Origin of the sequence: Mycolicibacterium sp. Y3 (assembly GCF_051188035.1) — a bacterium.
Classification (GTDB): Bacteria; Actinomycetota; Actinomycetes; order Mycobacteriales; family Mycobacteriaceae; genus Mycobacterium; species Mycobacterium fluoranthenivorans.
In genome coordinates, this window is sequence record NZ_JAVQLT010000001.1 from 5,099,089 (window position 1) to 5,120,343 (window position 21,255).

Annotated in this window: 25 protein-coding genes; 5 read left to right on the forward strand and 20 right to left on the reverse strand. The window is 67.1% G+C overall.

Annotation, left to right across the window (positions count from 1 at the left end):
* Positions 1-85 precede the first annotated feature (85 nt).
* From QN239_RS24845 to mftA, 10 genes are all read right to left on the reverse strand, one after another.
* Positions 86-550 (reverse strand): hypothetical protein, encoded by a 465-nt coding sequence (locus QN239_RS24845; RefSeq protein WP_499014464.1) that lies wholly within the window; start codon positions 548-550, stop codon positions 86-88.
* A 5-nt stretch (positions 551-555) separates the two neighbouring features.
* Entirely contained in the window at positions 556-2,031 is a 1,476-nt protein-coding gene (gene ahcY / locus QN239_RS24850) for an adenosylhomocysteinase (RefSeq protein WP_499014465.1), read from the reverse strand.
* A gap of 150 nt (positions 2,032-2,181) precedes the next feature.
* A complete protein-coding gene (gene alkX, locus QN239_RS24855) occupies positions 2,182-2,814 on the reverse strand; it encodes a TetR family transcriptional regulator AlkX (protein WP_499014467.1) in 633 nt (210 codons plus the stop codon).
* Positions 2,815-2,886: 72 nt separating this feature from the next.
* Positions 2,887-3,069, reverse strand: a complete 183-nt coding sequence (locus QN239_RS24860) for a rubredoxin (protein WP_267290259.1) — start codon at positions 3,067-3,069, stop codon at positions 2,887-2,889.
* A gap of 10 nt (positions 3,070-3,079) precedes the next feature.
* A complete protein-coding gene (locus tag QN239_RS24865) occupies positions 3,080-3,244 on the reverse strand; it encodes a rubredoxin (protein ID WP_187098615.1) in 165 nt (54 codons plus the stop codon).
* A 2-nt stretch (positions 3,245-3,246) separates the two neighbouring features.
* Positions 3,247-4,500 carry an alkane 1-monooxygenase gene (locus QN239_RS24870; protein ID WP_499014470.1) on the reverse strand — a complete coding sequence of 418 codons (1,254 nt, stop codon included), beginning with the start codon at positions 4,498-4,500 and terminating at the stop codon, positions 3,247-3,249.
* Between the two features lie 102 nt (positions 4,501-4,602).
* Positions 4,603-5,769 carry a pre-mycofactocin synthase MftD gene (mftD, locus tag QN239_RS24875; RefSeq protein WP_499014472.1) on the reverse strand — a complete coding sequence of 389 codons (1,167 nt, stop codon included), beginning with the start codon at positions 5,767-5,769 and terminating at the stop codon, positions 4,603-4,605.
* Positions 5,770-5,779: 10 nt separating this feature from the next.
* Positions 5,780-6,940 carry a mycofactocin radical SAM maturase gene (mftC, locus tag QN239_RS24880; protein WP_090355805.1) on the reverse strand — a complete coding sequence of 387 codons (1,161 nt, stop codon included), beginning with the start codon at positions 6,938-6,940 and terminating at the stop codon, positions 5,780-5,782.
* Positions 6,937-7,197: a mycofactocin biosynthesis chaperone MftB gene (gene mftB, locus QN239_RS24885; protein WP_499014474.1), complete on the reverse strand. Its 261-nt coding sequence runs from the start codon at positions 7,195-7,197 to the stop codon at positions 6,937-6,939. The genes mftC and mftB overlap by 4 nt, the downstream gene beginning before the upstream one ends.
* Before the next feature lie 2 nt (positions 7,198-7,199).
* Positions 7,200-7,304 (reverse strand): mycofactocin precursor MftA, encoded by a 105-nt coding sequence (mftA, locus tag QN239_RS24890; protein ID WP_090356266.1) that lies wholly within the window; start codon positions 7,302-7,304, stop codon positions 7,200-7,202.
* Between the two features lie 159 nt (positions 7,305-7,463).
* Here mftA and mftM point away from each other — a divergent pair, with 159 nt between their 5' ends.
* A complete protein-coding gene (gene mftM, locus QN239_RS24895) occupies positions 7,464-8,330 on the forward strand; it encodes a mycofactocin oligosaccharide methyltransferase MftM (RefSeq protein WP_499014476.1) in 867 nt (288 codons plus the stop codon).
* On the opposite strand, the gene QN239_RS24900 is transcribed toward mftM, so the two are convergent.
* Together QN239_RS24900 and QN239_RS24905 are read right to left on the reverse strand one after the other, a co-directional pair.
* Complete coding sequence (locus QN239_RS24900) at positions 8,327-9,436, reverse strand: sensor histidine kinase (protein ID WP_499014478.1); 1,110 nt, start codon at positions 9,434-9,436, stop codon at positions 8,327-8,329. The two genes, mftM and QN239_RS24900, sit on opposite strands and share 4 nt — an antisense overlap.
* Positions 9,436-10,158 (reverse strand): response regulator transcription factor, encoded by a 723-nt coding sequence (locus QN239_RS24905; protein WP_187098610.1) that lies wholly within the window; start codon positions 10,156-10,158, stop codon positions 9,436-9,438. The genes QN239_RS24900 and QN239_RS24905 overlap by 1 nt, the downstream gene beginning before the upstream one ends.
* A gap of 167 nt (positions 10,159-10,325) precedes the next feature.
* Here QN239_RS24905 and QN239_RS24910 point away from each other — a divergent pair, with 167 nt between their 5' ends.
* The 4 genes from QN239_RS24910 to QN239_RS24925 are packed head-to-tail and all read left to right on the forward strand — an operon-like array spanning position 10,326 to position 12,705.
* Positions 10,326-10,535, forward strand: coding sequence for a hypothetical protein (locus QN239_RS24910; RefSeq protein WP_499014481.1), 210 nt, complete (start codon positions 10,326-10,328; stop codon positions 10,533-10,535).
* A 46-nt stretch (positions 10,536-10,581) separates the two neighbouring features.
* Positions 10,582-11,673, forward strand: coding sequence for a catalase family peroxidase (locus QN239_RS24915; protein WP_499014482.1), 1,092 nt, complete (start codon positions 10,582-10,584; stop codon positions 11,671-11,673).
* Positions 11,663-12,229 (forward strand): cytochrome b, encoded by a 567-nt coding sequence (locus QN239_RS24920; RefSeq protein ID WP_499014484.1) that lies wholly within the window; start codon positions 11,663-11,665, stop codon positions 12,227-12,229. The genes QN239_RS24915 and QN239_RS24920 overlap by 11 nt, the downstream gene beginning before the upstream one ends.
* The gene (locus QN239_RS24925; protein WP_499014486.1) at positions 12,226-12,705 is read left to right on the forward strand and encodes a DinB family protein; all 480 of its coding nucleotides are present in this window, start codon (positions 12,226-12,228) and stop codon (positions 12,703-12,705) included. The genes QN239_RS24920 and QN239_RS24925 overlap by 4 nt, the downstream gene beginning before the upstream one ends.
* Positions 12,706-12,715: 10 nt before the next feature.
* On the opposite strand, the gene QN239_RS24930 is transcribed toward QN239_RS24925, so the two are convergent.
* The 8 genes from QN239_RS24930 to QN239_RS24965 form a co-directional block, all read right to left on the reverse strand.
* Positions 12,716-13,051 (reverse strand): sigma factor, encoded by a 336-nt coding sequence (locus QN239_RS24930; RefSeq protein WP_499014487.1) that lies wholly within the window; start codon positions 13,049-13,051, stop codon positions 12,716-12,718.
* 35 nt (positions 13,052-13,086) lie between these two features.
* On the reverse strand, positions 13,087-13,749 hold the full coding sequence (locus QN239_RS24935; protein ID WP_499014488.1) for a MadR family response regulator transcription factor: 663 nt from the start codon (positions 13,747-13,749) through the stop codon (positions 13,087-13,089).
* Positions 13,746-15,083, reverse strand: a complete 1,338-nt coding sequence (locus tag QN239_RS24940; RefSeq protein WP_499016955.1) for a MadS family sensor histidine kinase — start codon at positions 15,081-15,083, stop codon at positions 13,746-13,748. The genes QN239_RS24935 and QN239_RS24940 overlap by 4 nt, the downstream gene beginning before the upstream one ends.
* A 65-nt stretch (positions 15,084-15,148) precedes the next feature.
* Complete coding sequence (locus QN239_RS24945) at positions 15,149-16,333, reverse strand: iron-containing alcohol dehydrogenase (protein ID WP_499016956.1); 1,185 nt, start codon at positions 16,331-16,333, stop codon at positions 15,149-15,151.
* A gap of 179 nt (positions 16,334-16,512) precedes the next feature.
* On the reverse strand, positions 16,513-18,006 hold the full coding sequence (madC, locus tag QN239_RS24950) for a MadC family VWA domain-containing protein (RefSeq protein WP_499014490.1): 1,494 nt from the start codon (positions 18,004-18,006) through the stop codon (positions 16,513-16,515).
* Positions 18,003-19,061, reverse strand: a complete 1,059-nt coding sequence (locus QN239_RS24955) for a MadB family AAA-type ATPase (protein WP_499014492.1) — start codon at positions 19,059-19,061, stop codon at positions 18,003-18,005. Before QN239_RS24955 ends, madC begins: the two co-directional genes overlap by 4 nt.
* Before the next feature lie 73 nt (positions 19,062-19,134).
* Positions 19,135-20,406 (reverse strand): NDMA-dependent methanol dehydrogenase, encoded by a 1,272-nt coding sequence (gene mdo / locus QN239_RS24960; RefSeq protein ID WP_167157462.1) that lies wholly within the window; start codon positions 20,404-20,406, stop codon positions 19,135-19,137.
* Positions 20,407-20,624: 218 nt separating this feature from the next.
* On the reverse strand, positions 20,625-21,227 hold the full coding sequence (locus QN239_RS24965) for an acyltransferase (RefSeq protein WP_499014494.1): 603 nt from the start codon (positions 21,225-21,227) through the stop codon (positions 20,625-20,627).
* Between the last annotated feature and the right edge of the window lie 28 nt (positions 21,228-21,255).

Here is a 21,255-nt window from a genome sequence, read left to right on the forward strand (position 1 = left end):
CACCGGACAGTAACAGTCTGGTCACCGAATGGACACGGAATCCGTACGTGTCGTTCTACACAGAAAATGTAAAGGCGAGCCGCAGCTACACCAGGCTGGTCGCCTGCAACACCAAGGTGGCGTGCTGACGGTCCAGGAACGCATACGCACTGGTCGCCGCAGAAGAGAACCCGTCATCCAGACGCTCCCCCGTCAGGAACGGCCCCTGTGGCACGTCAGCCGACAGTTCTTCCTGCACTTGGGGTTTGCGGCCGGTATCGGTGGGCTCGAACTGGCCGGCCATGGCCTCCACCACGGCGGGCGCCAAGTGCACGACGGCATCGGTCCACTGTGCGGTGGTGTCGCCGCCGGCCGAACCCGACCATTGCACCCAGGCAACCGATTCCGGCACGCCGATTGCCGGAAAAACGGCGGTGAGACCGGCAACGTCGTGCCGGACCTCCAGAGGCGGGGCCGCCGGTGCGGGCTGCTCGTGCCCCTTCGAACAGCCGATCGCCGCGACGGCACAGAGGGCCGTCGCGGCGATCGCGCGTGTGATTCTGACGAGCACAGACGTCAGTAGCGGTAGTGCTCCGGCTTGTACGGGCCGTCGACATCGACGCCGATGTACTCGGCCTGCTCCTTGGTGAGCTTGGTCAGCGTGCCACCGAGGGCCTCGACGTGGATCTTGGCGACCTTCTCATCGAGGTGCTTGGCCAGCCGGTAGACCTCGTTGTCGTACTCGTCGTTCTTGGTCCACAGTTCGATCTGCGCGATCACCTGGTTGGAGAAGCTGTTGCTCATCACGAACGACGGGTGCCCGGTCGCGTTGCCGAGGTTGAGCAGACGCCCCTCGGACAGCACGATGATCGAGTGGCCGTCGGGGAAGACGAACTCGTCGACCTGCGGCTTGATGTTGATCCGGCGGATATCCGGGTCACGCTCCAGGCGCGCCATCTCGATCTCGTCGTCGAAGTGGCCGATATTGCCCAGGATCGCCTGGTGCTTCATCGAGCGCATGTGCTCCAGGGTGATGATGCCCTGGTTGCCGGTGGCGGTGATGACGATATCGGCCCAGCCGATGGCCTCTTCGACGCTCTTGACCTCGAAACCGTCCATCAGTGCCTGCAGGGCGTTGATGGGGTCGATCTCGGTGACGGCGACACGTGCACCCTGGGCCTTGAGCGCCTCGGCGCAGCCCTTGCCGACGTCACCGTAACCGCAGACCAGGGCGGCCTTGCCGCCGATGAGCACGTCGGTGCCACGGTTGATGCCGTCGATCAGCGAGTGCCGGGTGCCGTACTTGTTGTCGAACTTGCTCTTGGTCACCGAGTCGTTGACGTTGATGGCCGGGAAGGCCAGCTCGCCGGCGGCGGCGAACTGATAGAGCCGCAGCACACCGGTGGTGGTCTCCTCGGTGACACCCTTGACCGACTCGGCGATCTTGGTCCACTTGTCCTTCTCGGACTCGTAGCGCTTGCGCACCAGCCCCAGGAAGACCTTCCACTCATCGGAGTCGTCGTCCTCGGTGGGCGGCACGACGCCCGCCTTCTCGTACTGCGCACCGCGCAGCACCAGCATGGTGGCGTCGCCGCCGTCATCGAGAATCATGTTGGCGGGCGCTTCCACACCATCTTTGGCAGGCCAGGTGAGCATCTGCTCGGCGGCCCACCAGTACTCCTCCAGGGTCTCGCCCTTCCAGGCGAACACCGGGGTGCCCTTGGGCTCCTCGGGGGTGCCGTGCGGGCCGACGACGACCGCGGCAGCGGCGTGGTCCTGGGTGGAGAAGATGTTGCAGGACGCCCAGCGCACCTCGGCACCGAGCGCCACCAGCGTCTCGATGAGCACGGCGGTCTGGATCGTCATGTGCAGCGATCCCGAGATGCGCGCACCCTTGAGCGGCAGCACATCGGCGTACTCGCGGCGTAGCGCCATCAGGCCCGGCATCTCGTGCTCAGCCAGGCGGATTTCCTTGCGGCCGAATTCGGCCAGCGACAGATCGGCGACCTTGTAGTCGATGCCGTTGCGGACATCGACCTTCAGCTCGGTCATGTAAGAGCCCCTTTTTTCGTTCGTCATTGCTGTGAGTGCATGGGCGCGTGCCGCGGCGGGCCGCGTGCACACTCCTGCCGGCAACCCAAAGCCTGCGGGCTCGCGGGACAGGCGCTGCGGCAATGTTGAACGGCGGCGGCGCTCTGACAGCTAAGGGGTGCCTACAACACCGTATCGTTCGGCGAACGGTGACATGAGGCGGGCCAGGTCACGGGCCACATCGTGGTCGGCTTCCGGCGGCATGGACACGTAACTCATGGCCAGCCGGACGATCGCACGGGCCAGCACCCCGGCGTCCTCGTCACTGGAGCGGATCCAGCTGCTCTGGAAGGTCTCCTGCAGCCGCGCCGAACAGCGGCTGATGATCGGGCCGCTGCCGATGGTGATGATCTGCAGCAGGTCGGGTTTGGCCGCACCGGTGAGCAGGGAGATGACCAGGGGGTCGGATGCCGACTCGGCGAAGAAGGCCCGGAAGCCCTCCAGGAACGCGTCGTAGACCTGGCCGACGTTGCGGTTGATGGCATGGGCGACGGCGTCGACCAGGCGGTCGGCCAGTCGCAACGCATAGCCTTCGGCCAGGCCCTGGCGCGATCCGAACTCGTTGTAGATGGTCTGCCTGCTGATGCCGGCGGCCCGCGCCACATCGGTGAGGGTGATCGAGGACCAGTCCCGCACCAGCAGTTGTTCGCGCATGCCGTCCAGGATCGAGTCCCGCAGCAGCACACGCGACGCCTCGGCATAGGGCACGCGCTGGGCCGTACGCCGAGGCACCGGGGTGTTCATATGCGCGAGGTTATCGCGACTTGCCGCCCATACGGCGGTCACGACATTCTCTCCCGTCGCTTCGCTCGCCCTTTAACGAGAGACCTCCACCATGTCGAAGTCGGACTTCGCCGCGCCGCAGTCCGGGCAGCTCCAGTCTTCGGGGATGTCGTCCCACCGGGTACCCGGGGCGATACCGTCCTCCGGCCAGCCCTTCGCCTCGTCGTATTCGAATCCGCACTGGATGCAGACGTACAACTTGTAGGCCTCACTCATCGCGGACTCCTCACGTCACTTCTTCGAAATCGGGCTTCTCACGTACCGCGCAATCCGGGCAGGTCCAGTCATCGGGCACCTGCGCCCACACCGTTCCCGCCGGAAAACCCTCGCGCGGGGCGCCTTTAGCTTCGTCGTACACGTATCCGCAGCCGGGGCATCGGAACACGCCCACGTTCAGGCCTTCTGCTCGTCGCGCGAGCGCTCGTCACCGGCCCCGTACTTGGCGAGCACCTTGTCCCGCATCCGCGGATGGATGTTGGCGCGGGTGATATCGCCCTCGTAGTGCGCCAACACCCGGTGGTCCATGACCTTGCGCCACAGCGGCGGGATGTAGGTCAGTCCAATCATCGAGGCGTAGCCGCTGGGCAGGTTCGGCGCGCCGTCCATGCTGCGCAGAATCTGGTAGCGCCGGGTCGGGTTGGCATGGTGATCGCTGTGCCGCTGCAGGTGGTACAGGAACAGGTTGGTCACGATGTGATCGGAGTTCCAGCTGTGCACCGGCGCGCAGCGCTCGTACCGTCCGTTGTCCAGCTTCTGCCGCAGCAGACCGTAGTGCTCGAGGTAGTTCACCGTCTCCAGCAGGGCGAAGCCGTACACCGCCGAGATCAGGATGTACGGGATCAGCGCGAGCCCGAAGATCGCGATCAGAACGCCGTAGAACACCACCGACATCGCCCAGGCATTGAGCACGTCATTGGAGGGGTGCCACTTGCTCTTACCGGCACGCTCCAGCCGTTTGGCCTCCAGCTCCCAGGACGACTTCAGGCTGCCCCAGACGCTGCGCGGCAGGAACTCCCAGAACGTCTCACCGAAGCGGGCCGACGCCGGATCCTCCGGGGTCGCGACGCGCACGTGGTGACCGCGGTTGTGCTCGATGTAGAAGTGGCCGTAACAGGTCTGGGCCAGCGTGATCTTGGACAGCCAGCGTTCCAGCGCATCCTTCTTGTGGCCCATCTCGTGGGCGGTGTTGATCCCGACCCCGCCGAGCACACCCACCGACAGCGCCAAGCCGATCTTGGCCGGCCAACCCAACCCACCGTCGAAGCCCAGCCAGCCCAGGTCGGATGCGGTGAATAGATACGCGCCGAAGATGACGCTGGCGTACTGGAACGGGATGTAGATGTAAGTGCAGTAGCGGTAGTATTTGTCGTTCTCCAGCCGCTCCATCACCTCATCGGGCGGGTTCTGCCCGTCCGGGCCGAAGAACCGATCCAGCACCGGCAGCAGGACATAGACCAGGATCGGGCCGACCCAGAACGGGATCTGCGCCGCGGCGTGCCAGCCGGCGTGGTTGAACGCCCACACCACCGGCAGCATCACGAACAGCGCGGTCGGGGCGATCAGGCCCAACAACCAGAGATACCGCTTGCGGTCCCGCCAGTCGGCGGCCTGCACCGGCTGAGGGCTGGCATCTATCTGCGACGTCATCGTCAACTCCTCCTGTGAGTGCCATCACTATTGGAGTTGACTATAGGCCGCATTTTGTCCTACGTCTAGACAAACCACCATGGTTTGTAAAACCGGCGGCGTTCAGACCCCCAGCGCTCGCGCGAACCCATCCGGAATGACCAGGTCGGAAGGTTGCAGTTCCTGAACCGAAGACAGGCCCAGCCCCAGCAAGGCGGAGTCGATACCGCCGCGGATGACATCGAGCACGTTCTCCACCCCGGCCTGCCCGCCGGCTGCCAGGCCCCACAGGTAGGCGCGGCCGAGCATCACGGCGCGGGCACCCAGCGCGAGTGCCTTCACCACATCGCTGCCCCGACGGACACCGCCATCCAGCACGATCTCGACTTCGGCACCGACGGCTTGGGCGATCGCGGGCAAGGCGCGGATCGATGCAGGGGTGCCGTCCAGGTTGTTCCCGCCGTGGTTGGAGACCGAGATCGCGGTGACGCCGGCATCGACGGCCCGGCGGGCGTCGTCCACCCGCATGACGCCCTTGAGCATGAACGGCCCACCCCAACGCTCCCGCAGCCACGCGATATCCGCCCAGGTGGGCAACGGGGTCTGCATCCACTCGCCATACGCGCCGAAGAACGTCGGTGCCGCGGCTCCGGGCTCAGCCAGGTTGGGCGCGGTCAGGTCCGGCACCCGGCCGGTGCGGGCGAAGTCGAGCAGCCAGCGCGGCCGCAGCAGACCTTCCGGCGCGAACCGGGCCATGGCCCGCAGATCCATCTTCTCCGGGATCTTGGGGCTGCCCCAGTCCCGGCCGTGCGAGAACGACCAGTCGGTGGTCATGATCAGCCCGACGGCACCCGCCGCGCGGGCACGCTCCATCCGAGCTTCGAGCTGGTCGCGGGTACCGGTCCAGTACATCTGGAAGAAGGTCTGCGGGTTGGCCGCGGTCACCTGCTCTATCGCCTTGCTCGCGAAGGACGACAGGCTCATCGCCGTGCCGCGGGCCGCGGCGGCACGGGCCACCGCCACCTCCCCGTCGGGGTGCACGGCCTGCACACCGGTCGGTGAGATGAACACCGGCAGTGAAATCGCCTGTCCCATCACCGTGGTCGCGAGGTCACGCTTGCTGGACAACCCCGCCACATGGGGCGCGAATCCGAGCTCGCCGAACGCGGCGGTGTTGTCGGACACCGTGGTGCCCTTCTCGGACCCGGCCAGCAGCGCGCTGTACACACTTTTGGGCAGTCGTTTGGAGGCTCGGCGCTGCGCCTCGGCCACCGTCTCGAACCATGCCATGGTTACCTCCTTAGAGCAGTTCACTGACGGGGTTGACGTCACACACCCGCTTGGGCTTCTTGAGCACCGTCAACGGCAACGACCGGGAGTGGTCGACGGCCGGGCGGGGTATGGCGCGGTCGGCACTCAGCGCCGATTCCCCATACCCCTGAACGCATTCGGGGTCCGGGCCGTCCATCGGCAATCCGGTGAAGAACTTAGCCGCCATGCAGCCGCCGCGGCAGCTGTCGAAGTGCGCACAGGACGCGCAGGCACCGCCGGTGGTGGGGCTGCGCAGTTCGGCGAACAGTTCGGAATGCTTCCAGACGGTGTCGAAACCGCCGTCACGCACCACGTTTCCGGCCAGGAACTTGTCGTGGATGGCGAACGGGCAGGCGTACACGTCGCCGACGGGATCGATCAGGCACACCACCCGGCCCGCACCGCACAGGTTCAGTCCAGGTAGCGCACCGCCGAAGGCCGATAGATGGAAAAACGAATCCCCGGTAAGAACACCGTCACCGCGGGCGACCAGCCAGTCGTAGAGGCGGCGCTGCTGAGCGGCGGTGGGGTGCAGTTCGTCCCACACGTCTGCGCCGCGGCCGGAGGGCCGTAGCCGGGTGATGCGTAGTGTCGCTCCGAAACGATCCGCCAGCGCCTTGAATTCATCGAGCTGCTCCACGTTGTGCCGGGTGACGACGACCGAGATCTTGGCGTCCCGGAAACCCGCGTCCTTGAGGTTCTGTAACGCACGCACCGCCATGTCGAAGGATCCGCGCCCGCGGACCGCGTCGTTGACCTCCGCGGTCGCGCCGTCCAGCGAGATCTGAACGTCGACGTAGTCACTCGCGGCCAGTCGGGCCGCGACGGCGGGGGTGATCCGCACGCCGTTGGTGGAGAACTTCACCCCGACGTGGTGGGCGGTGGCGTAGTCGACCAGCTCCCAGAAGTCCGACCGCACAGTCGGTTCCCCGCCGCCGATGTTCACGTAGAACACCTGCATGCGCTCGAGCTCGTCGATGATGTCCTTGCACTGCTGCGTACTCAGCTCACGCGGGTCCCGCTTGCCCGACGATGACAGGCAGTGCACGCACGCCAGGTTGCAGGCGTAGGTCAGCTCCCAGGTCAGGCAGATGGGGGCGTCCAGGCCGAGTTCGAACTGGTCACTCAACGTGACGGCATGTACGGTCATGGCCGCACCAGCATCTGCGACCGGGCCAACGCGGCAAGCGCTTTGGTGTAGGGACCGGAATCCTGTACGCCGGCGGCGCGCAGCGCGGCCGTCGCACTCGGATGCGCAGGCAGGGCCTGGACCACCTCGACCACCGTACGGTTCTTCAGGAACGACAGCTTGCGGGTGCCGAAGTGGTACAGCAGCGCGCCGAACGGCTCGGGGCGGACGGCCACCTGCGGGTGCAGCTGCCACGGGCTGTCCGGATCGAAGTCCATGTTCAGTACACTCCGCACATACCGTCGATGAAGACCTCTTCCACAAGGGTCTCCTCGACGAGTGCGGTTGCCGTCGCGCTGTTTTCAGTGGCGTCATGGGTGGGCATCGGAACCTCCAGGGCTGTGATGGACACCACTCACGCTAGGTGACGCGGCCGCCGCGCAACACTGGCCGGACGGGCAGTTGAGCACCCATCCGGTCAGATCACGATTGTGACCGGTTGGTGCGGGTGCGCACATAGTGATCACGAATAACGTTGTCCACCATGACAGTTGCACTACTGGAACCGGCTCTGGTCAATCCCCTGGCGCCGACCTCAGGTGGCACCTGGCATGGCGACGGGGTGCTGGTCCGCCGCCGCACCGGCCGGCACCATCCGCATGACGCCGTGTGCACGCCACGGTTCTGTATGGACCGCCGCGAGGGTGTGCTGGCGGTGGAGCACGATCTCACCCCGGACGAACTGTCCGACGAACTCGCGGTGCTGCTGACCGAGGAGCTCGGCACCCGGTTGCGCGGCCGGCCGGAGTTCGAACAGGTCTTCACCGGGGTGGTGCGCTCCACCGTCGAGGGCGGTATGGCGGCCTGGCTGCAGTTCTACCGCAATTCGATCGGCGCGCTCGAGCGTGGCCGGACGGCGTTCGCGCCCATCCACGCCCGGGCCGCCGGACTGGCCGTCGGAGAGCAGTTGATCGATCTCGGATCCTGTTTCGGATTCTTCCCACTGCGTATGCAGCACTTGGGTTTCGACGTCCTGGCGACTGACCTGAGTGTCCCGACCATGGATCTTCTGCATCAGGTGAGCCGGCCCCTGCACCGCAGGGTGCGGACCCTGTCCTGCGACGCCGCGCACGTCCCCTTACCCGACGGCGCGGCCGATACCGTCACCGCGTTGCATCTGCTGGAGCACCTGGACCCGGTCACCGGTGAACAGGTACTGGCCGAGGCTTTGCGACTGGCACGCCGTCGCGTGGTGGTGGCGGTGCCGTTCGAGGACGAACCACAGGCCTGTTACGGGCATATCCGCCGATTCGACACCGCAGCGCTGACTCGGCTCGGGGCGCGATTTCCCGGGGTGCGTGCCACCGTCACCGAGTTCCACGGCGGCTGGCTGGTACTCGACCGGGACTAACACACCGGAATCGTGAAGGTGAACGTGCTGCCGCGGCCGAGTCCGGCGCTGGCAGCGGTGAGGTGGCCGCCTTGCGCCTCCACGAACGCCTTGGCGATGGCCAAGCCGATCCCCGCTCCCCCGTGCTCACGATCGCGCGCCGCGTCGACGCGATGGAACCGCTCGAAGATCCGATCCAGGTGTTCGGCGGGGATCCCGTCGCCGGTATCCGACACCGACACCCTCACGGTATCGAGGTGCCGCCGCGCCGCGATCCGCACCCGATCTCCACTGTGATTGTGACGCAACGCATTATTGAGAAGATTGGTCAGGACCTGTCCGATGCGTTCGGGATCGCCGCTAGCCTCGGGCAGGTCGGCGGCGATCTCCGACGACAGGTGGATACCCTTCCCGCGGTATTGCGGTTCGAATGACACCACCGCGTTGGCGATCAGTTCCCCGATCCGAACCGGGCGCACCTCGATGGCGTTCGGGCTCTGCTCCGCGTTGAACAACGCACCGACATCGGCGCTGAAGCGGGTGAGCCGGCGGGTCTGATCGCGCAGCACGCCCATCGTGTCGGCATCGAGGGTCTGCACACCGTCTTCGAGCGCTTCGAAGTAGGCCTCCAGCACCGCCACCGGTGTCCGGATCTCATGGGCCAGGTCGGCGAGCATCTGGCGCCGGGTGCGGTCGACGTCGCCGAGGCGTTGCGCCATCGTCGTGAAGGCGGCCGCGATCTCGTCGAATTCCTTTCCCAAACCGGCCGGTGACACCCGGACCTCGTAGTGACCGTCGGCGACCGCCGTTGCCGCGTGGGCCAGTTCGGAGGCCGACACGTACACGCGCCGACTGAGATACCAGCTCAGGCTCAGTGCGGCCACCGCCGACACCGCGAGCGCCGTGCCCACCGACACCGTCGTCGCGCGTTCGAATGCGCGCTGGTACGGATGATCGGTGGCACTGCCGGGTTGGACGGCCCTGTCCATCAGCCGCTGGAACATCGGCGGCCCGACGAGCATCGCCACCACGATGGTCGTCGCGATACTGGCCACGACCACAACGGAATTGGCCGCCAGCAGCCGGGTGCGGATACCGAACCGGGCACCGTGTCGGGGGGCAGCCATCAGCCCTTCCCCATCCGGTAACCGACACCACGCACCGTGCTGACGAACCGCGGCTGCGCGGGATCGTCACCCAACTTGCGACGCAGATGGCCGACGTGGACATCGACGATGTTGTCGTTGCCCACCCAGTTGCCGCCCCATACCGCCTCGATGAGCTGCCGGCGTCCCATCACCAGCCCGGGCCGGGCGGACAGTGCGGCCAGAATATCGAACTCCGTTCGTGTCAAAAGGATTTCGGATCCGTCGACGTGCACCTCCCGGCTGGCCGGATCGACGCGCAGTGCACCGATCTCCCGCGGCGGGTGTTCCGGGCCGACGTCCCTTCCGCGGTTGTCTCGGCGCGGCCGGCGCAGCATCGCCTGGATCCGGGCCACCAGCTCGCGCGGGCTGAACGGCTTGGTCACGTAATCGTCGGCGCCGACCGACAAACCCACCACCGTGTCGACCTCGGTGTCCCGCGCCGTCAACATGACGACGTAGGCATCCGAGAAGGTCCGCAATTGGCGGCAGACCTCGAAACCGTCCATCCCCGGCAGACCGACGTCGAGCACGACCACGTCGGGGTCGACGTGGCGGGCCTGTGACAACCCCGCCGGACCGTCGTGCGCCGTGTGCACCTCGAAACCGTTCTTGACCAGGTAGCTCCCCACCACGGTGGTCAGCGGCACCTCATCGTCGACGATCAACGCACGCAGCGTCACGGTGCCGGCAGTATCTGACATTTCTCCATGATGCCCCGCCTGTCTGCGCAGGCAGGCCGATAACCCCGGCCTCGGGACGACCTACATCAAATCTTCAGAAAGCGATTAGTGAACCGTCGTGAAATCCCGGCAGGTTGAGAGTCACCGGGAACGCGATATGCGGCCCCCCAAGCGATTAGGAATCCCTCATGATGCACAACACCCTTGTTCGCCGCTTCGGCTGGTTGCTCCTCGGTGCCGCAGGTGCCGCCATCGCGCTGGCACCACTCGCCGGCGCCGACACCGACCCACTGGTCCCCTACGGGACGAACCCGCAGGTGCCCTATCTGGTCGGGCTGCACTCGTCCAATCACGACGAGCTCGACACCACGCAGGGTCGACTCGACCTGCCGTTCTGAATGTCTTCCGCTGACGCCGCCGCCACGAAAGGGCAGTCTTAAACACATGACGCAGGAGAACGAGCCGGGTTTGCGCCTCAATCGTCGCGATGCCCTCATCGGCCTGGCCGCTGTCACAGGGGTGGCAGCGGCCGGTGTCGGCGGCGTGGCTGTCGCCTCGGACTGGCTGGGACCGCCCCGACTCACGGCGTCCCGTTTCGCCGACCGGTTCGAACAGCTCTACGGCCGGCACGACGGCTTCCGCCGCAACCACGCCAAAGGGGTGGCCGCCGCCGGTACCTTCGTCAGCTCCGGGGCCGGCAGTGAGGTGTCCAAAGCGTCGGTCTTCGCCGGCGGAACCTCACCGGTGATCGCTCGGTTCTCCCTGTCGGGCAGCCTGCCCGACGTTGCCGACGATCCGGCGACCGTGCGCGGACTGGGCGTGATGTTCCAGCTGCGCGACGGCCAGCAGTGGCGCTCGGCCATGGTCAACATCCCCGTCTTCCCGGTCAGCACGCCACAGGCGTTCTTCGAGCAACTACTCGCCGCCAAACCGGACCCCGCCACCAAGAAGCCCGACCCCGCCGCCATGGCGGCGTTCCTGGCCGCACACCCAGAGTCGGCCGCAGCGATGAAGATCATCAAGGCCGCACCGCCGACCGCGGGTTTCGCCGACAGCACGTTCCGCAGCCTCAACGCGTTCCTGGCCACCGACGGCAACGGACGAACCACCCCGATCCGGTGGTCGCTGGTGCCCCGCCAGCCCGCCGATCCACCCGGCCCGGGCGGTAACGCCCACGACAAGCTGTTCGACGCTCTCGTCGAGCAGGCGGGCCGCGGACCGCTGTCCTGGCGGCTGGTCCTGACGGTGGGCGCGCCCGGCGACCCTACACACGACGCGACCCTGCCCTGGCCCGCCGACCGGCGCACCATCGAAGCGGGCGTGCTCACCATCGATCATCTGCTCACCGAGGCGCCCGGAAATGCCCGCGACATCAATTTCGATCCGACGGTGCTGCCCGACGGCCTGGCCGTCAGTGACGACCCGTTGCCGCGCGCCCGGTCCGCGGTGTACGCACAGTCGTTCAACCGGCGCGCTCGAGAACCCAAGTCGCCCAGCGAGATCAACGTCGAACAGGTGATCCACGATGAGCACTGAGTCCCCGGCCAAGTTCACCCTGCTGTCCCGGCTGCTGCACTGGGCCATGGCGGCGATGGTGATCGTGCAGTTCTTTCTCGGCATCACCATGGTCGCCGCACTCACCTACTACCCGCTGCTGCTGGCCATCCACCGGCCGTTGGGCATCGCGATCCTCGTCTTCGCCGTCGTCCGGTTGATCAACCGGCTCACCCACCGGCCGCCACCCTTCCTGAAAACGATGGGCCGCGCCGAACGCAAGGTCGCGACCTATTCGGAGTATCTGCTCTACGCCCTGCTCCTGGCGCAACCTCTGGTCGGCTGGGCCATGTTGTCCGCCGCCGATTCGCCGATCACGATCCTCGGGCCGCTGCACCTGCCCGGTATCGCACCGCACGGCATCGCGCTGTACGCCTTCCTGCGCACCACCCACACCGTGCTGGCCTATCTGCTGTTCGCCGCGTTCACGGCCCACATCTGCGCCGTCACGTTCCACACCGTCGGGCTGCGGGACGGACTGCTGAGCCGAATGACGCTCTGGCCCAGCCGGACCGCGCGCGAGGGGGAACTCCCATGAGCTCGTTCGATGTGCTGCTCGAACCGGAGCGTTCACAGCTCGAGGCGTTCGTCGAGGACTACCGGTCGGCCATCGAGCACACCGTCGACGGCCTCACCGAGGAGCAGGCCCGCCGGCGGCTCGTCACCTCGGCGACGACGCTGCTCGGCCTGCTCAAGCACGTCACCTGGATGCAGCGGGTGTGGTTCGAGCAGTGCGTCGGCGGTACGTCGCGACGTGAACTCGGCCTCGTGGCCAGTGTGGACGAGTCCTTCCGGCTCGCCGACGACGACACCGTCGCCTCCGTCACGGCGGCCCATCGGCAGGCCTGCAAAACCGCCCGCGCCATGGTCGCAGGAATGTCCCTGGACACCGTGGTGACCGGTCACGACTCCGGACCGCGCACACTGCGCTGGGTGTTCCTGCAGGTCCTGCGTGAACTGGCGCACCACTGCGGGCACGCCGACATCCTGCGCGAGCAGGTGCTCGCGGACTGAGAAACGTCGACTACAGCGTCATCGCACGGCGAATCCACCATTGGGCGTGCACGGTGAACGGGTGACCCGCGGCGGGGTCGAACGTCTCCACGGCCCGTTGGAGCCCTGCACCGCCGGCGATGAGCAGATCGAGAAAGGCCACCCCGGCACCGGTGCGGCTCTTCGCTTCCGCGATCACAAGGTAGCGGTACGGCCTTTCCGGCGCGGTCACGTCGTCCTCTCCACGGCGGTACGCCCGCCACGACTCCACGGTTGCGAGGTAGTCAGCGTCCCGGATCGCCTGCCTGAGGTTCGCGGCTTCGGCCGCGGTCCAGCCGAATTCAGCGGGGTCCTCCACACCACTCACCCCATCGACGGTACCCCGCTCGATGAGCGAGATCCCTAGATGAGCCCGCGCTTGCTGGCCGCGTACACCGCCTCGGCCCGGCGACTGACCTGCAACTTGCGCATGATGTTGCTGACGTGGAACTTGGCGGTGGTCGCCGAGATGAACAACTTCTCGCCGATCTTGTTGTTGGACAAGCCCGTTGCCAGCAGCCGCAACACCTCCAATTCCCGGTCGGTGAGCTGCTCACGTGCTTCGGCGCGACCGTTGAGCGATCGCACCACCGCTGCGGCACTGCGCGAGTCGAATGCACTCTCCCCCGCCGAGATCGCCCGGATGGCACGCACCAACTCCGTGGTGTCGACGTCCTTGACGACATAACCGCGCGCCCCGGCATGCACGGCACGCACCACCAGGTCCTCGTCGAGGAACGTGGTGAGGACCAGCAGGCCGATCTGCGGGTGGGCGGCGGACAGCTTGGCGCACAACGACAGTCCCTCGAAATCCGAGCCCGCCGACAGTTTCAGGTCCAGCAGCACCACGTCCGGTCGCGCCGCCGCCACCATGGTCTCGGCCTCGTGCTCACTGGAGGCCTCACCGACCACCACGAGATCCTCCTCGCGTTCCAGCACCGATCGCAGTCCCTGCCGCAGAATCGGGTGGTCATCGACCAGCGCCAGCCGGATGGCCTGGGTTCTGGTCTGCGTGTTCACCGTCATCGCGGTACTCCTTCGGTTCGGACCCTGGGTATGGTCGCGACGACGCGCACCCCGCCGATACGGGAACGCTGGACCACGAACGTGCCGCCGTGCTCACGGCAGCGGGCGAGCATATTGGCCAAGCCGCGGTGATGGCCGTCGACGTCGGTGGCGCCGGCCATCCGCAGCATCAGGCGCATCTTGTCCGGGTCACCGGTCCCGTCGTCGGAGACCGAAAGGGACACGGTCGACGGCCGGTACCGCAGTCGCACGATCGCCCGGGTCGCGCGGCCGTGCATGGCCGTGTTGAACAGGGCCTCCCCCGCCACGCGCAGCAGGGCGTGTTCGATCTCGCCCGGCAATTCGACCACTGCCCCTTCGACTTTCAAGGTCACGTGCAGGTCTTCGGGCATGTGCACGGTGGCCAGTTGCTCCATCAGATCGGGCAGGGTGGACCGGCCGGCATCACCCGGCTGGTTGAGCGTGTAGATGGCCGACCGCAGCTGCTCGGTGGCCGAGCGGGTCAGCGTCTTGGCCGTGTGCAGTCGCTCGATGAGTTCGGGCGACCCGTTACCGGCCTGGATCTCACTGCGGCACACCTCGATCTGCATACCGGCCGACAGCACCGTCTGGGCCACGCTGTCATGCAGCTCGCGGGCGATCCGGTGGCGCTCCGAGTCGAGCACCTGATGTTGTTGGGCCGCACCGAGTTCACGCTGTGTGGCCAGCAACTCGGCGTTGCGCGCCTCGGACTCCGCGAGCAGCGTCTGCGCGCGCTGGAACAGCTCGCAGTTGTGCAGGGCCACGGCGGTCTGGCTTGACAGGATGCGCATGACGGTCTCATCCGTGCCGTCCAGCGTCCGATCGGTCGGCGTCCAGGCGGCGAACGCACCGATCACGCCGCCGTCCAGCTCGATCGGCACGTGCGCGTGGTGCGGTTCGATGACCGGTAACCGGAACTGCGCCAACTGTCCGCGCAGGATGTCGTTGAGCCGGTTGAGCACCGCGTCGGGCAGGTGCGGCTCCGGATTCTTTGCCCCGGAGAGCCCTTCGAAGGAGTAGGCCTCACCGTCGGCGTCCAGGATGAGATGCCGCGGACGGGCCTCCGGCAGGGCACCATCGGCGAGCGCGATGAGCACCCACTGCGCCCCGAGATGACTGCGTGCCGCTTCGGCCACCGCACGGACGAGTTTCTCCGGGCCGTTGACGGTTTGCACGAGTGCGCGGGAGATCGCATCGAGAGCGGCGATGACGCGTTCGGTGCGCAGGGCGGCGACCCGGAACTCGGGGTAGAACGTGCCCTTGCCGGACCGTACCCCGGTGAGCCGCTCCAGATCCGGCGCCGGCCGCCGCAGCGGCCCGTGATGAGAGGTGGCGGTCACTGTGCGGATCTCACGATGCCGTCCTCATAGCGCCGTCCTCATAGCGCGGCCCGGAACAGGGCCCGCAACTGGGCCTCGTCAGCGGCTCTCGGGTTGGTGGTCAGGCAGGCGTCGGCCATCGCGTTGCGGGCCAGGACCGGCACATCGTCCTCACGCACGCCCAGTTCGGCCAGCCCCCGCGGGACGCCCACCTGCCGGGCCAGGTCCTGCAGTCGATCGGCCAGGGCCAGCGCGGATTCCAGATCGGGGGCACGCTTGTCGGCGATCCCCAGGCAGGCGGCAATGGTGGCGAACGGCGCGGGATCCGCCTCGGCGTTGAAGCGCACCACATGCGGCAGCAACACCCCGTTGATCACCCCGTGCGGTAGGTCGAGCAGCCCGCCCACTTGATGGCTCATCGCGTGCGCGGCGCCCAGGATCGCATTGGTGAAGGCCAGCCCGGCCTCCAGCGCGGCCTGCGCCATCAACACCCGGGCCGGCATGTCCTGCGGCCGTTCGATGGTGGTCACCAGATTCTCGGTCACCATGACCACCGAGCGCAGCGCATGGTGGTCGGTGAGCTGGTTGTGGCCGAGTGAGACGAACGCCTCGATTCCGTGGGTGAGGGCATCCAATCCCGTTGCCGCGTTGAGCCATTCGGGCATCGTGGTCAGCAGTCTCGGGTCGATGACGGTGATATCGGGCACCAGCGCCCGGCCCAGGATGGTGATCTTGGTGTTGCGCGTGGTGTCGGTGACGATGCAGAACTGGGAGACATCGGCGCCCGTGCCCGAGGTCGACGGGAGCACCACCAGCGGCGGAATGGGCATGGTCGCCTTGTCCACACCGGCGTAGTCCAGGATGTCTCCGCCATTGGCGGCCAGGATGGCGATGCCCTTCGCCGCGTCGATCACCGAACCGCCGCCCAGGGCGATCAGCACGTCGCAGCCGCGCGAGCGGTAGAACTCGTGGCCCGCGGTGATCTCGTGGTCCTTGGGGTTGGGCGTCAGCGCACTCCATACCTGGGCCTGCACCCCTTGGTCCCGGAGATGACCGACGAGTTCGTCGACCCAGCCGGCTTCGATGAGTCCCGGATCGGTGACCAGCAGTGGCCGCAGTCCGCCGAGACGCAACGCGGCGTGCGCCGCTTCGGCCATCGAGTCGAGGCCGAACACGATCTCCGGAGCGTGGAATTTCAGCAGCCGGCTGGGCAGCCCGGCGCCCCGGGTGGTCGGCACCGACAGCGATACTCCCGACGCTCCCGTCGCTTCGGGCTGTGCGAACTGCGCTATCACCTCGCGCGCTCCCTGCTGTGTGATCCACGTAACACCTCCTACCCTACGTCGGCATACGGGTGGAGCCAATGTGCAGGTGGGCAGGCGCCGACCTACCCGATCGGGCAGGTCATGCGGGGCAAACCGGGTCAGGACAGGGCGTTTGCCAGTTCGGCCGCCCGTGCGGCGAGACCTTCGGCGTCACTGGCGACGACGACTTTGTCGCATATCTGCGCGTAGTCGGGCATGGCGCAGGTGGCCTGCGCCCAGTAGCGCTGCGGCTCCGGGGTCACCCAGGCCAGCCGGTGCACGCGCCGGCGCAGCGCCCGGAGCCGGTCGACGCCGGGCGGCAAACCGCCGCTGCGGCCGTCGCCGACGATCAACACCGCGGTGCGCGAATCCAGGGCATCGGCCTGACCGCCCAGCATCTCGCCGAACACCTGTCCGTAGTCGCTGCTGGCCTGCAGATCCAGTTGGCCCTCGGCCAGCACGGCGGCCAGCGCGTCGTCACCTCCGGCGCGCAGCAGGATCTCGGTGACGTCGACGGGGCGGTCCACGAAGGCCATCACCCGACAGCGGTGGGCACGCCGGTGCATGGCCTGGGCCAACCGCAGGGTGAAGGCGGTGACCGGCCGCACCGACAGCGAGACGTCGGCGATCACCAGCAGCCGAATCCGGTCCGGCAACGGCGTACGCATCACCAGGTGGAACGGGACACCGTCGGTGCGCAGGCCGGCGCGGCTGGTGCGGCGCATATCCAGCCGGCCCCGGCCGTGCTCCCGGGGCCGGGGCCGGCGCGCCCCGCGCATCCGGCGCAGCACCTCATGGCAGGCCAGATCGATGTCGGCGGCCAGACCGGTATCCGTCGGTGCACCCGAACCGTCGGGCTCGGCGCTGAGCCCGGCGCGTTCGGCCAGCGCCGCGACGAACCCCTCGACCGCCTGCGTCAGCTGGTGCAATTGTTCGGCCGTCAGCGGGTCTCCGGCGTCCCCGCCATAGGTTCGGCCGGGGTCGTAGGTGTCCAGCCAGGCCAGGATGGAGTCGGGATCGTCGAAGCTCAACGAACCCGCCACCACCGGTCCCACGGAATCGGCGAGATCACCGGCCGCGCACGAGGCGGCCCGGTCCACCTCCACCGTGTAGCGGACGCCGCGACGCCCCTCATCGGCCTCGGCGGAGACCGTCAGCTCGTTGTCGGCCCCCGTCACGCTGTAGTCGTCATCGTCCTTGTGTGGGTTGAAACCCTTGTCGGCGTCCGGGGTGTCGAAGTGATCGCCCACCTCCGCGGCACGCTCGTTGTACTCGGCGTACCGGCCCACCTCCGCGTCGTCGTCGATATCGAGGTGGTCGGGCAGGCCCGAGCCGGTGTGAGCACGGCTCGGGCCTGCCTCGTGCTGCGGGTGTGCCGGCGCCGAGGCACCGAACATCGCGTCGAAGGCACGGTCGAAACCTCGTTGTTCACGACCATATTTCGCGCAGGTGGCCCGCAGCGCCGCCCGCAGCGCCGCGTGGTCGGAGGCACCGAGCAGGCCGAGCACCCGGCGCACCTCGATCACCTCGGCCGGGGAGGTGGCCACCCCGGATCTGCGCAGCAGCTGCCCGAACGCCGCTGCGACAGCGTCGAGCAGCTGCGCCGGTGTCATCGCTTGCCGCTCTTACCAGCCCGGCTGTGCTCGTTCCCGCCACCCCGCCCGCGGAACGTCGCGGTCGTGGTGTTGGCAGGCCGCGATGCCACCGTGACCCGCTCCGGCGTGGCGGTGGCAGTCGGCACCTCGGGCGCGGAGGCCAAGTGCCGCAAAGCGATATCGCGATCGCTGGTGAACTTCACCAGCGCCGACAACAGGAGCGCATCGTCGTGGGTGCCAAGGATCGCGGCCGCCCGGGCGGCGTCGATCACCTCGGAGATGGACGGACTCTTGCGCAACGGAAGCTCACGCAGGGTCCGGGCCAGCTCCACGACTCCGGCGACGACCGCCGGTTCCACCTGCGGGGCGCGCACCCCGACGATCGCCCGTTCCCGTTGCGGGGTGGGGAAATCGAGGTGGTAGTGCAGGCACCGACGTTTCAGCGCGGCGGACAACTCCCTGGTGTCATTGGACGTCAGCACCACCCATGGCACCGAACGCGCGACGAACGTGCCGATCTCGGGGATGGTCACCTGGCGCTCGGCAAGCACCTCCAGCAGTAACGCCTCCATGGCTTCCTCGGTGCGGTCGACCTCGTCGATCAGCAGCACCACCGGTTGCTCGGAGAGCACCGAATCCAGCAGTGGCCGCACCGACAGGAACGCCTCCGAGTACAGTCCGAAATCACGCTCGGACAGATACCGGGAGGCCTCCTCGACATCGCCGATGTCCTTGGTGGAGGCGGTGATCCGGTCGCGCAGCATCTGCACGTGCAGCAGTTGCTTGGCGTAGTCCCACTCATAGAGCACCCGGTTGTCGTCGAGGCCCTCGTAGCATTGCAGTCGGATCAGCCGGCGGCCGCTCGCGGCGGCGAGCGCCTTGGCCAGTTCGGTCTTGCCGACACCGGCCGGTCCCTCCAACAGCAGCGGGCGATCCAGCGCCGTCGCCAGATGCACCACGGTGGCCAGATCGTCATCGGCGATGTAGTCCTGCTCGCGCAACGCTGCCGCCAGATCGCCTGCACTGGAATAGGTGACGAGCTCATCAAGGTTGTGGACCGGCACAGCGGTCATCTCAATCTCCTGGTCTGGCGATTTGTGCACGTTCAGCGGCGAACTGCGCCGCTGAACGTGCACAAATCGCTGCCTAGTAGGACTCGTTGATCGCGTGCCCGACGACCGGGACCATCGATTCCACGGTGACCTCGCGCGGGTTGCCGGGCGTGCACCAGTCGCCCTGGATGTGCTCAGAGATGGCCAGCACGGTCTTGTCGTCGCCCAAGATGCGCTCACCCTTGCCGGCGTACTTGCCCGTGTTCATCCGGTTCTTCGCGTAGGAGTCCGTGCGCACCTGGGAGAAGTTGTCCGGGATGCCGACATCCTGGGACAGCCGGATGGCCGCCTCGACCGCGGCGTCGGCCGCCTGCACGGTGGTCATGTTGCGGGTGTCCACGCCCATGGCGGTGGCCAGCTGCGCATAGCGCTCGTAACGCGAGGGCAGGTTGTACTCCCACACCCGCGGCAGCGCGATGGCGTTGTTGAGCCCGTGATGGCTGTCGAAGAACGCCGAGACCGCGTGACTGATCGAGTGCACGATGCCCAGTCCGCCGGAGTTGAACGCCTGCCCGGCGATGTACTGCGCGTTCATCATGCCTTCGCGGGCCTTCAGGTTGCGCGGTTCGAACACCGCCTCACGCAGATGCTTGGCCACGAGTTCCACTGAGTACAAGGCATTTCCGAGCGACGGCGCGAAATCCAGCCGCGACACGTACGGCTCGCTGCCGTGCGCCAGCACGTCGAAGCCGCAGTAGGCGGTGAAGTGCTGGGGGCAGGTGTAGTACAGCAGCGGATCGTCGATGGCCAGGGTCACGATGGTCGCCTCGTCGAAGCCCACCCACTTGTGCGGGTGCTCCATATCGGAGGTGTCGGTGATGACGTAGGCCCACGAGGTCTCCGAACCGGTCCCGGCTGTCGTGGATACCGCGATATGCGGCGGATTCTGCTTGTTGGTGGACTTGGCGAAGCCCTCGAACTCGTTGATGTTGCGGCCGTCGTGGGCGATCACCACGCGGGCACCCTTGGCGGCGTCGTGGCTGGAGCCGCCGCCGATGGAGATGATGCTGTCGCACTTTTCCTGCTGGTAGAGGGCGGCGGCCTCCATGACGTTGTAGTCCTTGGGGTTGGATTCCACCTTGTCGTAGAGCACGACCTCGACGCCCTGGTACTCGATCTTGCCGGTGAGTTCCTCGATGATGCCCGAGCCACGCAGGCCGGTGGTCATCAGCAGGGTGCGCTTGAAGCCGAGGTTGCGGGCCTCCACACCGATGATGTCGTGGGCGCCGACGCCGAGCAGCGCGCGCGGGAACGGATGGAACTCCTTGATGGGGAAATCCCAAATCTGGTTCAGCTCAATGGCCATTGGATTCAACTCCTCGCGGTTGGCGACGGACTTTTGCGTCCGTGCACCTACCGTGGACCCGCGTGGCCCGCGTCACAATGGGTTACGCGCAGTACCCGCCGACCGGACCCGAGGAACTACCCGATCAGGCAGGCGTCGAGGCACGCCGACAAGTCAGGCCCCCCGGGGTCGCCGACGGCACCCGTAGGCCTGGATGGCCGGGTGTGAACAGCCGGCCGCTACTCGGCGGCGGCGTCGGTCGTCTTGACCGTCTGGCCGATGATCTTGGCGGGCACGCCGCCGACGATGACCCCCGGTGGGATGTCCTTCGTGACCACAGCGTTCGCGCCGATGACGACGTTGTCACCGATGGTCACACCCATCAGGATGGTGGCCTTGGCGCCCACCCAGACGTTCTCACCGACGATGATCGGTGCCGCGTCGCGTGGGCGGAAATGGAACGGGACATCGTTGTCGGCGCCCACGTGCGTGTTGTCGTGGACGGACACGCATTCGGCGAACTGTGAATTCGCACCGATGACGATCTTGTCGTGCACCGACAGCGTGACCTTGGGGGCGAACCGCACATTGTCACCGACGATGAGTTCGCCTTCGATACGCCAGTCGTTGTGGCGATCGATGAACAGCGATTTGCAACCCCGGATCTTGGCGCCCGGCTGGACATGGAGGTGAAAGCCGCGCCCGATCCAGAACGGCGGGGCCTGCATATCCTTGACGCGCAACCGCAGATTGATCCACCGCAGCAAAGCCGTGAATTTCGTGGGGGTGAAACGCCTCAGCTGTCGCGCCAGTCCGCCGCTCGCGGGCTCCGTGGGAATCACAGCGGGGATTCTACCGGTCGTACCGCCG